Source organism: Streptomyces huiliensis (assembly GCF_020037025.1).
Lineage (GTDB): Bacteria > Actinomycetota > Actinomycetes > Streptomycetales > Streptomycetaceae > Streptomyces > Streptomyces huiliensis.
The window spans coordinates 1-11,906 of record NZ_JAIQLH010000292.1 but is presented as its reverse complement, the minus strand read 5'-3'; the positions used below and the strand labels follow the sequence as shown (position 1 = coordinate 11,906).

At 74.8% G+C, this 11,906-nt stretch carries 14 protein-coding genes; 6 read left to right on the top strand and 8 right to left on the bottom strand.

Annotated features, from left to right (window positions below; translation table 11 throughout):
- Window positions 1-78: 78 nt before the first annotated feature.
- A complete protein-coding gene (locus JNW98_RS31480; protein ID WP_223771714.1) occupies window positions 79-2,388 on the top strand; it encodes an MMPL family transporter in 2,310 nt (769 codons plus the stop codon).
- 67 nt (window positions 2,389-2,455) lie between these two features.
- Entirely contained in the window at window positions 2,456-3,226 is a 771-nt protein-coding gene (locus tag JNW98_RS36380) for a winged helix-turn-helix transcriptional regulator (protein WP_263421414.1), read from the top strand.
- Between the two features lie 81 nt (window positions 3,227-3,307).
- Here JNW98_RS36380 and JNW98_RS31470 read toward each other — a convergent pair whose 3' ends face one another.
- From JNW98_RS31470 to JNW98_RS31455, 4 genes are all read right to left on the bottom strand, one after another.
- Entirely contained in the window at window positions 3,308-3,775 is a 468-nt protein-coding gene (locus JNW98_RS31470) for a type II toxin-antitoxin system RatA family toxin (protein WP_223771713.1), read from the bottom strand.
- Window positions 3,772-5,061: an aspartate aminotransferase family protein gene (locus tag JNW98_RS31465; RefSeq protein WP_223771712.1), complete on the bottom strand. Its 1,290-nt coding sequence runs from the start codon at window positions 5,059-5,061 to the stop codon at window positions 3,772-3,774. The genes JNW98_RS31470 and JNW98_RS31465 overlap by 4 nt, the downstream gene beginning before the upstream one ends.
- Window positions 5,058-6,101, bottom strand: coding sequence for an SDR family oxidoreductase (locus JNW98_RS31460; protein ID WP_223771711.1), 1,044 nt, complete (start codon window positions 6,099-6,101; stop codon window positions 5,058-5,060). The genes JNW98_RS31465 and JNW98_RS31460 overlap by 4 nt, the downstream gene beginning before the upstream one ends.
- 228 nt (window positions 6,102-6,329) lie before the next feature.
- Window positions 6,330-7,472 (bottom strand): acyl-CoA dehydrogenase family protein, encoded by a 1,143-nt coding sequence (locus JNW98_RS31455; protein ID WP_223771710.1) that lies wholly within the window; start codon window positions 7,470-7,472, stop codon window positions 6,330-6,332.
- A gap of 286 nt (window positions 7,473-7,758) precedes the next feature.
- Here JNW98_RS31455 and JNW98_RS31450 point away from each other — a divergent pair, with 286 nt between their 5' ends.
- The 3 genes from JNW98_RS31450 (at window position 7,759) to JNW98_RS31440 (ending at window position 9,472) form a co-directional block, all read left to right on the top strand.
- Window positions 7,759-7,980, top strand: coding sequence for a hypothetical protein (locus JNW98_RS31450; protein WP_185943109.1), 222 nt, complete (start codon window positions 7,759-7,761; stop codon window positions 7,978-7,980).
- Between the two features lie 96 nt (window positions 7,981-8,076).
- Window positions 8,077-8,832 carry a 2OG-Fe dioxygenase family protein gene (locus JNW98_RS31445; RefSeq protein WP_223771709.1) on the top strand — a complete coding sequence of 252 codons (756 nt, stop codon included), beginning with the start codon at window positions 8,077-8,079 and terminating at the stop codon, window positions 8,830-8,832.
- 109 nt (window positions 8,833-8,941) lie between these two features.
- Window positions 8,942-9,472 (top strand): hypothetical protein, encoded by a 531-nt coding sequence (locus JNW98_RS31440; protein ID WP_223771708.1) that lies wholly within the window; start codon window positions 8,942-8,944, stop codon window positions 9,470-9,472.
- Between the two features lie 52 nt (window positions 9,473-9,524).
- Here JNW98_RS31440 and JNW98_RS31435 read toward each other — a convergent pair whose 3' ends face one another.
- The gene (locus JNW98_RS31435; protein ID WP_223771707.1) at window positions 9,525-9,854 is read right to left on the bottom strand and encodes a hypothetical protein; all 330 of its coding nucleotides are present in this window, start codon (window positions 9,852-9,854) and stop codon (window positions 9,525-9,527) included.
- A 274-nt stretch (window positions 9,855-10,128) separates the two neighbouring features.
- Here JNW98_RS31435 and JNW98_RS31430 point away from each other — a divergent pair, with 274 nt between their 5' ends.
- A complete protein-coding gene (locus tag JNW98_RS31430) occupies window positions 10,129-10,482 on the top strand; it encodes a DUF5133 domain-containing protein (protein WP_223771706.1) in 354 nt (117 codons plus the stop codon).
- Here JNW98_RS31430 and JNW98_RS31425 read toward each other — a convergent pair.
- Genes JNW98_RS31425 through JNW98_RS31415 form a run of 3 tightly spaced genes read right to left on the bottom strand, consistent with a single transcriptional unit; the run spans window position 10,455 to window position 11,631 of the window.
- On the bottom strand, window positions 10,455-10,880 hold the full coding sequence (locus JNW98_RS31425) for a PRC-barrel domain-containing protein (RefSeq protein ID WP_223771705.1): 426 nt from the start codon (window positions 10,878-10,880) through the stop codon (window positions 10,455-10,457). The genes JNW98_RS31430 and JNW98_RS31425 overlap by 28 nt on opposite strands.
- Window positions 10,880-11,488, bottom strand: coding sequence for a PRC-barrel domain-containing protein (locus JNW98_RS31420; RefSeq protein WP_223771704.1), 609 nt, complete (start codon window positions 11,486-11,488; stop codon window positions 10,880-10,882). The genes JNW98_RS31425 and JNW98_RS31420 overlap by 1 nt, the downstream gene beginning before the upstream one ends.
- On the bottom strand, window positions 11,476-11,631 hold the full coding sequence (locus JNW98_RS31415) for a hypothetical protein (protein ID WP_223771703.1): 156 nt from the start codon (window positions 11,629-11,631) through the stop codon (window positions 11,476-11,478). Before JNW98_RS31415 ends, JNW98_RS31420 begins: the two co-directional genes overlap by 13 nt.
- Window positions 11,632-11,906: the final 275 nt, after the last annotated feature.

The window sequence follows — 11,906 nt, the reverse complement described above, 5'->3', positions numbered from 1 at the left end:
CCCGCCGCCGGCCGCCCGGGGCCCTTCCGGCTCCCGGCACCGCACCCTCCCCGGCTCCCGCTCGTCGAAAGGCACCCCATGGCCGACCGCGTCCGCGCCCTGCTCCACCGGCGGCGCACCACCGTGCTGTGGGTGACCACAGTGGTGATGATCCTCGCCGCCCTCGGCGGCCTGGGCGTCGAAGACCGCATGAAGCACGGCGGCTTCGCCGACCCGGGAGCCGAGTCCACGCGGGCCGAACGGCTGCTCTCCGAGCGCTTCCCCGCCGCGGACGACGACATGGTGCTGCTGCTCACCGGCCCCGGCGACGTCAGGACGCCGGCCACCCGAGCGGCCGCGCGGGAACTGGGCGAACGGGCCGCCGGAGACCGCGACGTACGAGCCGTCACCTCGTACTGGACCGCCGGCGAACCCGCCGCGATGCGGTCCGCGGACGGCCGCACCGGCCTCCTCACCCTCTCCCTGCGCGGCAACGAGAACGACCGGGCCAAGACCGCGAAGCGCCTGCTGCCGGAGCTCGAGGAACACGCCGCAGGGCTGACCCTGCACGCCGCCGGATCCGCCCAGGTGCAGGCGGAGGTCGGCGACCGCACCGAACGCGACCTGCTCCTCGCCGAGCTCATCGCCGCCCCCGTCACCCTGCTGCTCCTGCTGCTGGTGTTCGGCAGCGCGGTGGCCGCCGCCCTGCCGCTGGTGATCGCCCTGCTGTCGATTGTCGTCACCCGGGCCGTCCTCAACGCCCTCGCCGGCGCCGTGTCCGTGTCCGTCTACTCGATGAACCTCACCACGGCCCTCGGCCTGGGCCTCGCCATCGACTACAGCCTGTTCGTCCTGGCCCGCTTCCGCGAGGAACTCCGCAGCGGCACCACCGTGGAGGAGGCGCTCCGCCGGACCATGCGCAGCGCCGGCCGCACGGTCGCCTTCTCCGCGCTGACCGTCGCCCTGTCCCTGATGGCCCTGCTGGTCTTCCCCCAGTTCTTCCTGCGCTCCTTCGCCTACGGCGGCATCGTCGTCGTCCTCTCGGCCGCCGCCGGCGCGACGCTCGTCCTGCCCGCCCTGCTGGCCGTCCTCGGCCCGCGCGTCAACCGGTTCGACGTGTTCGCCCGCTGGCGCCGCCCGGCCCCGGACGGCGCCGGCACGGCGACAGGGCCCGCCACCGCCTCCGAAGGCCGCTGGTACCGGCTCGCCCACGCCGTGATGCGCCGCCCCCTGCTGTACGGCGGCGGGGTCGTCGTCCTCCTGGCCGTCCTCGCCTCGCCGTTCGCCGGCGCCACCGCCGGCCTCTTCGACGACCGCTCGCTCCCCGCCTCCGCCCAGGTGCACCGCGCCACCGACCGGCTGCGCCACGACTTCGACCCGAGCGTGACCCGCGGCGTCCCCATCGTCGTCGAGGGCGCGGGACGCGCCGCCACGACCGCCGTCGACCGCTACGCCCTCGACCTCTCCCGTACCCCCGGCGTCCGGTCCGTGACCGCCCCGACCGGCGACTACGCCGACGGGCGCCGCGTCCGCGGACCCGGTCCCGCGTCCGCCGCCCTGGTCGACGACCGGACGACGCTGCTCACCGCCGTCTCCACGGCCGACCAGGACTCCAAGGAGGCCGGCCGGCTCGTCGGACGGCTCCGCGCGGTCGAACCGCCCGCCGGGGACGGCGACATCAGGGTGTCGGTCGGCGGGCGCGCGGCGGACGTCAAGGACAGCAGCGCCGCGATCGGGCGGGCCACCCCCGCCGCCGTGGGCATCGTCGTCGGCTCGTCCCTCGTCCTCCTCTTCCTGTTCACCGGCAGCCTGCTGATGCCCGTCAAGGCCCTGGCCCTCAACGCCCTCAGCCTCACGGCCACCTTCGGCGCCATGGTCTTCGTCTTCCAGGACGGCCACCTGGCGTTCCTCGTCGGCAGCCCGCCGCACACCGGGACCCTCGACGCGGCGATCCCCATCCTCACCTTCTGCGTGGCCTTCGGACTGTCCATGGACTACGAGGTGTTCCTGCTCTCCCGCATCCGCGAGCGCTACCTGCGCACCGGCGACAACACCGAGTCCGTGGCCCACGGCCTCCAGCGCACCGGCGGCATCATCACCGCCGCCGCCGTCATCATCGCCGTGGTGCTCGTCGTCTTCGCGATCTCCGGGGTGACGCTGCTCAAGCTCCTCGGCGTCGGCCTCGCGCTCGCCGTCGTCATGGACGCGACGCTCGTCCGGGCCGTGCTCGTCCCGGCGTTCATGCGGCTCGCCGGCCGCGTCAACTGGTGGGCGCCAGGACCGCTCCGCCGGCTCCACGACCGGATCGGCCTGAGCGAGGCCGACGACGGCCCCGACGAGCCGCCCGCCGCCCCGGAGCCCACCGCGCGGGACGGGGCCGCCGCGGGCCGGCCGGCCGGCCGCGGCTGAGGCGACCAGGCCCGGTGGGCACGGCTCCGCAGGTGTGACCACGGCACGAACGGCACAGGTTACCGGCATGATCGCCGAAAGATCGGGGTTACTGATGCGGTTCCTCCTCGTCCAGGACACCATCGACGCCACCAACGCCCTGGCCCGCGAACTGGAGTACGCGGGCCACGCCGTCCAGACGGTGTTCGCCGCCGAGGCCGAGCGCGGCCCCCGCGACGTGGACGTCGTCCTGATGGACGTCACCCGCACCTGCGAGGAGGCCTACCTGCGCTGCGGACGGCTGCGCCGACTGCACGGCGCGCCCGTCGTCGTCCTGGACTGCGCGCCGGACGAGCTGAGCTGCGTGACCTTCCTGCGCTGCGGCGCCGACGACCACATGGCCAAGCCCTACCGCTTCTGGGAGCTCACCGCCCGGGCCCAGAAGGCCACCCGCGCCGGCTGCGCCGGCTGCCGCGGGCAGCGGCCCGACCCCGTACCCGCGGCGGAACCGGCCTCCGCCACCGGCGCCACCGGCCTCCTCCAGATCGACGAGCGGGCCCGGCAGGCGTCGTTCCGCGGCGACCCGCTGCGCCTCACCCGCAAGGAGTTCGACCTGCTCCGCTTCCTCCACGAGGCGCGCGGCTCGGTCTGCACCCGGGAGGAGATCATCGCCCGGCTGTGGGGCGACAACTGGTACGGCTCCGAACGCACGGTGGACGTGCACGTCAGCGCGTTGCGCCGGAAGCTCGGCGACCCGTCGGTGCTGGCCACCGTCCGGGGCGTCGGTTTCCGGCTGGGCGAGCCCGCCGTCGTGGCGGCGGACCCGGCGGCGCGCCCCCGGCTGCGGTCCGCGGGCTGACGCGAGACGGCGGACGCGCGGGTGAACGCGAACGGCCGGTGCCCCCGCGGAGGGGACACCGGCCGCCGTGGCACCGCCGGTTCAGCCGGCGACCCCCGCCGGGGAGGGCCGGAAGGTGACCGCGCCGCCCATCAGCCCGGTGACGATCTCCCGGATGCTCTCGGTCAGCGCGTTGACGGCGACCGGGTCCAGGATGGCGGCCAGGCTCGGCATGCCGAGGTCGAAGACGGAGTCGAAGAGCAGCTCCGTCCCCTCCTCCACCGACCGGACCTCCCAGGAGCCGGAGAAGTGGGCGAAGTCGCCCTCCGTCTGCTCGAAGTCGATCCGCAGCCGCTCCCGGTCGATCGTGTCCACCTCGCTCCAGCGGATGACGCCCTCGCGGAAGTGCACCCACCAGGTGGACGAGCAGGTGCTGCCGTCCGTCCGGTCGACCTTGATGTCCTGGACGGCCGGCGTGTAGTCGCGGTACGAGGCGAAGTCGCTGACGCGGTCGAAGACCTGGTCCGCGTCCATGCCCACGACCAGCGCGGCAACCCTGACGTTGTTCATGCCTGTGCTCCGTTCAGCGGGGAGGGTACGGGGTGAGCCGGGACGAGCCGGGCCGCCACGTGCGCGGCCGCCTCGCCGCAGACGGCGGCGATCCGCGCCACGTCGGACTCGGTGAGCAGGTACGAGGGGGTCAGCCGGATCACCCGGCCGGAGTTGAGCGAGTGGTTGACGAGGATGTGCTGTTCCAGCATGTGCAGGGTGAACTCCCCGGCGGCGGCCTCGGTCGCGAACTCCACGCCGATCAGCAGGCCCGTGCCGCGGACGTCCGCCACCACCCCGTCGCGGTACGGCTCCAGCGCCTCCCGCACGGCCGCCAGCAGGAGGCCGCCGGTCGCGGCCGTCCGCGCGACCACGTCCTCGTCGCGGGTGACCCGGACCGCCGCCTCGGCCGCGGCCATGGCCAGCGGGGACGCGGCGAACGTCGAGCTGTGCAGGAACGGGTCGGCGCTGAACGGCCGGTAGACCTCGTCCGTGGCCAGGACCGCCGCCACCGGGACCACGCCGCCGCTCAGCCCCTTGCCGACGAGCATCAGGTCGGGCGAGACGCCGTCCCGGTCCGCCCCCCACCAGGTGCCGAGCCGGCCCATGCCGGTCTGGATCTCGTCCACCGCCAGCAGCGCGCCGCGGGCGCGGCAGACCTCCGCGACCCGGGCCAGGTAGCCGGGCTCCGGGAGCACCACGCCGGCTTCGCCCTGCACCGGCTCCAGGAACACGCAGGCCCGCTCGGGGAGTTCCGCCAGCAGCGCGTCCAGCGCGGCGGCGTCCCCGTACGTCACGTGGTGGACGCCGGGCAGCAGCGGACGGAACGGCTCCTGGTACAGCGGCCGGGCGGTCAGCGCCAGGGCGCCGCTGGTCTTGCCGTGGAACCCCTGGTGGGCGGAGACCAGCGCGCCGCAGCCGGCCGCGCGGGCCAGCTTCAGCGCCGTCTCGGTCGCCTCCGCGCCGGAGTTGGCGAAGTGCACCCGGGTCAGGCCGGGCGGCGCGACCGACGCCAGCTCGCCGGCCGCGGCCGCCGCCACCGGCTCCAGCAGCAGCCGGGTGGCCATCGGGTGCCGGTCCAGCTGGGCGTGGACGGCCGCGACGACCTCAGGGTGCCGGTGGCCGAGCAGGAAGACGCCGTAGCCGCCGCAGTCCAGGTAGCGGGTGCCCGCGTCGTCGTACACCCAGCAGCCGTCGCCGCCGAGCTCCAGCGCCCCGCCGAGCATCGACGAGAGCCGGGCCCGGCCCGCCGACAGGTGGCGCCGGTACACGTCGTGGACCGCGGACCGGTCCGGGACGGCGGTCACGCGGCGGCCCCGCGCCGGTCGAGGCGGCGGATGCGGATCAGGTACGCCACCGAGGCGCGGCAGGCGTCGGCGAGCTCCTCCGACGTGGGCTGTGCGATGCCGGGCAGCGTGCCGAGGGTGGACGGGAAGCACTCGGCGGTGTCGAAGAGCTCGGTCAGCCCGAGCATCGTCTCGAACCGCCCGCGGTCCCGCTCGGGCAGCTGCCCGAGGAACACCGGGCGGATGAGCCGGTCGATGACGTCCGGCTCCACCAGCCGGGGGCGCGGCGGCTCCAGGCCGTGCTCCCGCGCCACCTCCAGGATCAGGTCGATCAGCCGCTGGGCGGGGAGCGCGGCGTCGCCCGCGGTGAGCCAGTGCTCGCCCGTGTCGACGCCGTGGTCGACGACCGACCGGATCGCGCGGGCCACCACGTCGACGGGCAGGAAGTCGATGCGGTGGTCGGGCAGGACGGGGGCCATGGGCAGGGTGTTCTGCAGCGTGGCCAGCATGATGCTGTGCAGGCCCTGGAGCGCGCTGATCCGTCCGGTGACGGAGTGGCCGATGACGATGCCGGGCCGCAGCACCGTACCGGTGTGCCCCTCCTCGGCGAGCGCCTCCTCGGCCGCCCGCTTGGAGTCCAGGTAGTGCCCGGCGGTGGTGGCCGACTCGCCGGCCACCTCCCGCTCCCGCGTCCGCCGGACGACGAACGCCGTGCTGACGTGGTGCAGCACGGCGCCGCTCCGCCGGGCGAAGCGGACCATGTTCCGGGCGCCGTCCGCGTTGACGCGGTGCGAGGTCTCCGACGCCACGTCGAACGAGGTGTTGCCGGCGCAGTGCACGACGACGTCGGTGTTCTCGGCCAGCGCGTGGTACGCGTCGGGGGCCAGCCCGAAGTCCGGGCGGCTGGTGTCGCCCCGGACGGAGACGACGGGGTGCCCGGCCGCCGTGCCGCGTACGGGCCGGCGGTGGGTCAGGCAGGTCACGTGGTGGTGGGAGAGCTGTCCGAGCAGGGCGCTTCCGATGACTCCGGAGGCGCCGGTGAGAAGAACGTTCTTCGGCATACCGATTACCCGCTTGCCTCTTCCGATGACACGGTGATGATCAGACGGCCGCTGCCGCACGCCGGGCCGCCGGAGGGCGGCGCGCGTAGGGGTGCGGGGGCCGGGCCGGCCCGGTGGGCCGGGAGCGCCCCGCCCGTGCGGCACCGCGGCGCCGTTGCCGGGGAACCTCGCGCACGGGGAGGGGCGCGGCGTCGGGGACGCCGGGGGACGTCGGACGACGTCGGGACGTCAGGTGACGTTGAGCGGCGCGCCGCGGTAGTAGTCGCAGAGCGGCCCGGCGGTGCGCGCCCGGGACGGGGGGTGCAGCGAGAGGCCGGAACACGAGGCCAGCAGGAGGGCCACGTCGCCGGAGTCGATGAACTCCATGCCGCCGAGCAGCTCCGCGCACTGCGCGGCGACCGTGCGGACGGTCTCCTGCACGGCGTAGCGGCAGGCGAGGGTGCGGGCGAAGACGGTGTCCAGGGCGGCGCCGGCGAGGTCGCCGTCGAGGGCGCCCGCCGCACCCTCCAGGGCCGCGGCGGCGGCCTCCAGGGAGACCAGGACGCGGGACAGCGGGTCGTCGGCGATCCGCGGCCGGTCCAGCAGCCGCTCGGCCAGGGCGCTGGCGGCACCCAGGTAGGACGCGGACATGAGCAGTTCGAACCAGACGAACCCGACCTTCTGGAGCTCGTCAAGACCCTGGTCGCCCGCCGTGGCCATGCGGACCATCAGGTCCTCGGTGACCTCGACGCCGTCGAGGACGACCTCGTCGCTCTCGGCGCCGGCCAGAACCGGTGTGCGCCAGAACGGGCGCACACTCAGGCCGGGGGAGTCCTTGGGGAGCAGGGCGACGGCCGCGCCCTCCGGCTCGCCCTTCTCGTCGAGGAGCGTCACGGACGCGGTGAACAGGTCCATGGAGTGCGCCAGGCTGCACGGGCGCTTGCGGCCGGTGAGCAGGTAGCGGTCGCCGTCCCGGCGGGCCTCCATGGTGGGCTCCAGGATGCCGCGGCCCGAGTGGCCCTCGGCGAAGCCGGAGGCGACCAGCAGGTTGTTGGCGGCGATGGCCTCCAGGAGCATCCACTCGTTGCCGCCCGAGGCGGCGGCGCTGGCCTTGAGTCCGGCCACCGAGAAGTGGTGCATGGTGGTGGCGACGGCCAGTGAGGGCGACCGCGAGCCGACGGCCCGCTGCACGTGCACCGCCTGCCGGCAGGACGCGCCCTTCCCGGCGTTCGACGCGGAGACGATCAGGGCGGGCCCGCCGGCCTCCCGGAAGAGGCGCAGGGCCTCGCCCCCGGGTTTCTCCAGCTCCTCCAGCGAGTGCTTCGCCAACCGGGCGTCCAGCCCCGGCAGTAACTCCTCCAGTGTCGCCCGCTCGGGATGCAGAAAGCGCACAATCCCCCCTTGAATACGCCGTACCGGCCTTCCGACACGAAAACCCTATACAAGTAAAGATCGTGGCAGTGTAAAGAACTGCGTAAGTTTGATTTAATTTTCACGCGGGGTTCCTGCCGTATTGTTCAGGAAACGTGCAATAAGAGCTGTTATCGGCAGCCTCTGCCGCCTGTACCCGGGTGCCCCGTCCGGCCCGAGATGCGGCCCGGTGAGCGGGCGTGCACGCTGGAACGACGATCTCGACATCCCGACGACTCGACGTCCCTCGACGAAAGGGTGAAGGAGCATGATCGTCCAGAAACTGCACGAAGCCGGTCTGCGGAGCGAGCACGCCTACTGCATGGCCTTCGGCTCCATCGCCCTGACGGTGGTGGCCTGGGCCGGATCGCTGAAGGCGGAGAGCGCCGGCACGGCCCGGGCCGACCGCTGGGGCATCTTCGTCGGCGAATGGGCGCCGACGTTCTTCACCCTCGGCCTCGCACTGGCCCGCTACGAGGACCGCGACTGAGGTCCGAGACCGATCGGCGGCACACCGCTGCCGCCGGGGAACCGTCCGTGCCGCACGGGCGGTTCCTCCCTGAAGCGGCCGAGGGAGGCGACATCCGTGGACCACGCGACCGACGAGACCGCCCGGCCCGGCGGCCCGGCACCCGCTCACGATCCGGTGGCGACCGCCCGGCAGGCCCTGGCCGCCGAGGGCGTGCACCTGCTCACCGCCCCCGACGTCCGCGCCCACGTCGACGGCGGACGGTGGCCTGCGTTCGCCTCCCACTGGGACCGGCTGGCCGCCGACCCCTACGCCGCCGCCCGCGGCACCCGACGGCTGCGCCGCTACGGCCGGTTCGCCGTGACCCCGGCGACCGGCGCGGTCCGGCCGCTCGACCACACCGCGTTCGCGCAGCCCGACCGCAGCAACCCCCTCTACGTCGACGTCGACCGCCACTTCGAGCCGCTGACCCCGGACTTCGCCGCCGACCCCGTCCTGCACGGCCTGCTCCGGCTGCTCGGCCGCCTGGCCACCGCCCTGGACCCCACCCCCGAGTGGACGGCCAACGTCCACCCCTTCCGCGTCCTCGCGACGGCCGACGGCGACGGGCAGCCCACCCCCGAGGGCCGCCACCGCGACGGCGTCACGCTCGTCTCCTCCCTCGCCGTCGCCCGGCACAACGCCACCGGCGGCGAGAGCACGGTGTACACCCCGGACGGCGACCCGCTGCTGGCCGTCACCCTCACCCAGCCGGGCACCCTGCTCGTGGGCGACGACCGGGCCACCCTCCACGAGGTCTCACCCGTCCGCCCCCTCGACCCCGGCCGCCCCGCCGTCCGCGACGTCCTGGTGACCACACTGGTGCCGGCCTGACCGGTGCCGCCGGCCGCCGGATCCGGGCCCCGGATCCGAGCCCCGCATCCGAGCCCCGCATCCGGGACCCGGGTGACGGGGACACATCAGACACCGCCACCATGGACGCATGACCCATGAGGAAGGCGACGGCGCCGTGCCCTGCCCGCACTGCGCGACGACGGACAACGCGCCGGTGGCGGAAGCGCGCACCGACAAGCGGGGCTACCGCGTGGGGCTGCCGAACAAGCTCGCTCCGGCACCCGACCACGACGCCGTCGTCGACGGCTGCGCGCACTTCGCGGAGGGACTGGTCCTGGCCGGGCTGGCCGGCTTCGCCGCGGACCACTTCGCCGACAAGTGGGGCCTGCCCAGGTCCGAGGTCATCGGCGGCATCGTCGCGGCGCTGATGGTGGTGGGGCTGATCTTCTTCCTCCGCAGCGAGAACCGGGACGCCCGGCGGGTACGCGCCGGAAGGGACCGGGCCGCCGAACTCACCGGCGACGCGCGGTACTGCTTCCCCTGCGGGGGAGTGTTCCACCCCTCGGGCACCCCCTGGCAGGGGCTCGTCACACCGGACCAGTACCGCCGCCACGTCTGGACGGGGGCGGGGTACGGGGACCTGCTCGACGGGAAGGGACAGGCCGCCCCGATGCCGTGACGGCCGGGCCCTGGTGCCGTGACGGCCGGGCCGGTCCCAGGGGCGCGGCCGGTCAGGGGCAGTCGTCGCTGATACCGCAGATCCAGGCCAGGGCGTCGTGCACGCCCTGGACGTACCGGGTCGCGCCGGGCGGCTGCGCCGGGTCGTCGAGCTGCACCACGGCCGCGTCCACCTCGGCCATCAGCGTCTCCATGTCCACACCGCCCCGAAGGGTGGCGCCGGTGACGGGCGCCCCGCCGGGCGCGCCCAGCGCCCACCGGTAGCCGGCCGCCGCGCCGCGCGCGTACGGACCGTCCCGGCCCGGCCCGTCCCCCGCCCGGATCCGCCGGTAGGCGCGGGCCACCTGGCGGCGCGTCCGCGCCCCCGTCAACAGTTCTTCCACGGCTGCGAGTTCCCCGGTCATATCGGTGCGTGTATCCGCGAGGCCGGAACTGATGCCCTCGACGGATGCCGTCCTGTGCTTCCCGCCGGACCGCGTGTTCCGCGAGGGAAATGGCGGCTCGCAAGGGACGGGGGAGAGGCGCGGGGAAAGGGCGGGAAGGCCGGAAGCGGCGCGAAACGGAAGGCGCCGGCGAACGAAAACGGAATGAGCCGCGGAATCCGGGGCAGGCGCGTGCTGGTCGGTACGCCTGCCCACACTCTTCCGGGAGGAATCCATGCTGCTCGCCCACCCCGCCGTTCTCCGTGACCTCGTCGAGCGCCACACGGCACTGCAGCGTTCCGCGGCGGCACGCCCGGCGGACCCGGTGATCGGGCGGCAGCTGGCCGACGTGACCTACACCCTGTGCGTGACCACCGGCACCCGCGACATCGCCGACGCGCTGCGGGCCGCCCGCCGCCGGCTGGCCGACGCCCCCGAGCCCGTGGCCGGCCCCGGGACCGCCGGCCCCGACCTCGTCGACGCCGTCCTGCCCCGCCCGGCCGGCCGCCCGGCGCTGCGGACGGTGGACCGGGCCGTCCGCCACGAGGCCCGGCCGGCCGGTCACTCCGCGCGGATCACCAGGGCGTAGTCGCCCAGTCCGAGCAGCCGGTGCCCGGACACGTTCCCCTGGGTGGTGTGCACGGTCCCGATGCGCCCGGTCGCGGGGTCGAAGGCGACGTCCTTGACGGTGCCGTGCTCGTCGCCCCGGTCGGTGAGCACCCGGCTGCCCAGGATCTCGTGGTGGTCCGGCTCCTCCGCCACCACCGGCTCCGCGGCCGAGCGGACGATGACCGCGTCCGGGCCCACCGCCCGCACCAGACTCCACGGCAGCCAGGCCCGGCCCTTGCGGGCCGGGCCGCCGGACAGCCGCAGGTGCCCGATCAGGCCCAGCGGCGCCTCCACCGCCAGCGCCTCCACGGTGCCGAGCTCGGCGGCCTCGTCCGCCGTCACGACGGGCAGCCCCTTCGTCCCGCTGAACAGCATCATCACAGGTGCTCCCTCCCCGCGGCCGTCCCCTTGGACCCCTTGGACGCCGCCGCCCGGGCGGCGAAGATCTCGACCTGCGTGGTGAAACTCGGCAGGTCGTCCGCCACGAAGTGGGACGCGCCGGAGGGCACCACCAGCGCCCGGCCCGAGACGGCCAGCGCCTCGCCGCGGGGCACGAAGACGCTGTGCCGCCCGTGGTCCCGGTGGACGAAGGCCTCGGTCGCGGAGATCCGGAAGCCGACCACCCGGCCATCCGGAGCCACCACCACGTCCAGGACGCTGCCCGCCTCGACACCCTCGTCCGTCAGCACCTTCGCCCCCGGCACCGCGCCGTGCGCCGCCTCGCCCGAGGCCACCACGGCCGCGGGCTCGGCCAGCGCCTCCCGCCCGGGGACCAGCACCGCGTGCCGGCCCAGCGCGTGCACCGAGGACCACGGCAGGCTCTGCTTGAGCGGCCCGGCCAGCAGGCCGCGGCCGTTCAGTGTGAACCCGGTGATCTGCCCGGCCGTGCCGTCGAACACCGTGTCCTTGACCTCCGCGACGACTTCCCCGGCCAAGGTCACCACCGGCCGCTTGGCCAGTTCCGAAGCGAGCATCAGCGCGTCCACCGCGTGCCTCCCCTGCCCGCCCGGTGCCCGCGCCGGACCACGATCACCGTTCCGGCCCGCCGCCGCGCCTGTACGCCCGCCAGGGCGCCGGCCACGACGAGCAGGCCCACGGCCGCAATGATCAGCCAGCCCCACCAGAGCATCGTTCACCTCCCGGTCTCGCAACCATCCGTGCCGTCCATGTCTTCATGCCGTCCGTGCCCGTAGCCGTCGGCTCCGTGCCGCCGGTGGGCACCGGACCGCATGCCCGCTCCGCCCCGGCCGATGCGCCGCAACCGGCGCGACGGAGCGGCGAGTTGGCGCACGGGCCGGAAACGCGCCGTCGCGCGGAGTAGCGCGCGGGCGCCAGCAGGACGTATGCGCACCCTCGCCCTGCGTGAGCCGCAGGGGCCCGGGCTGTGAGGCCGGGCATAGGGCC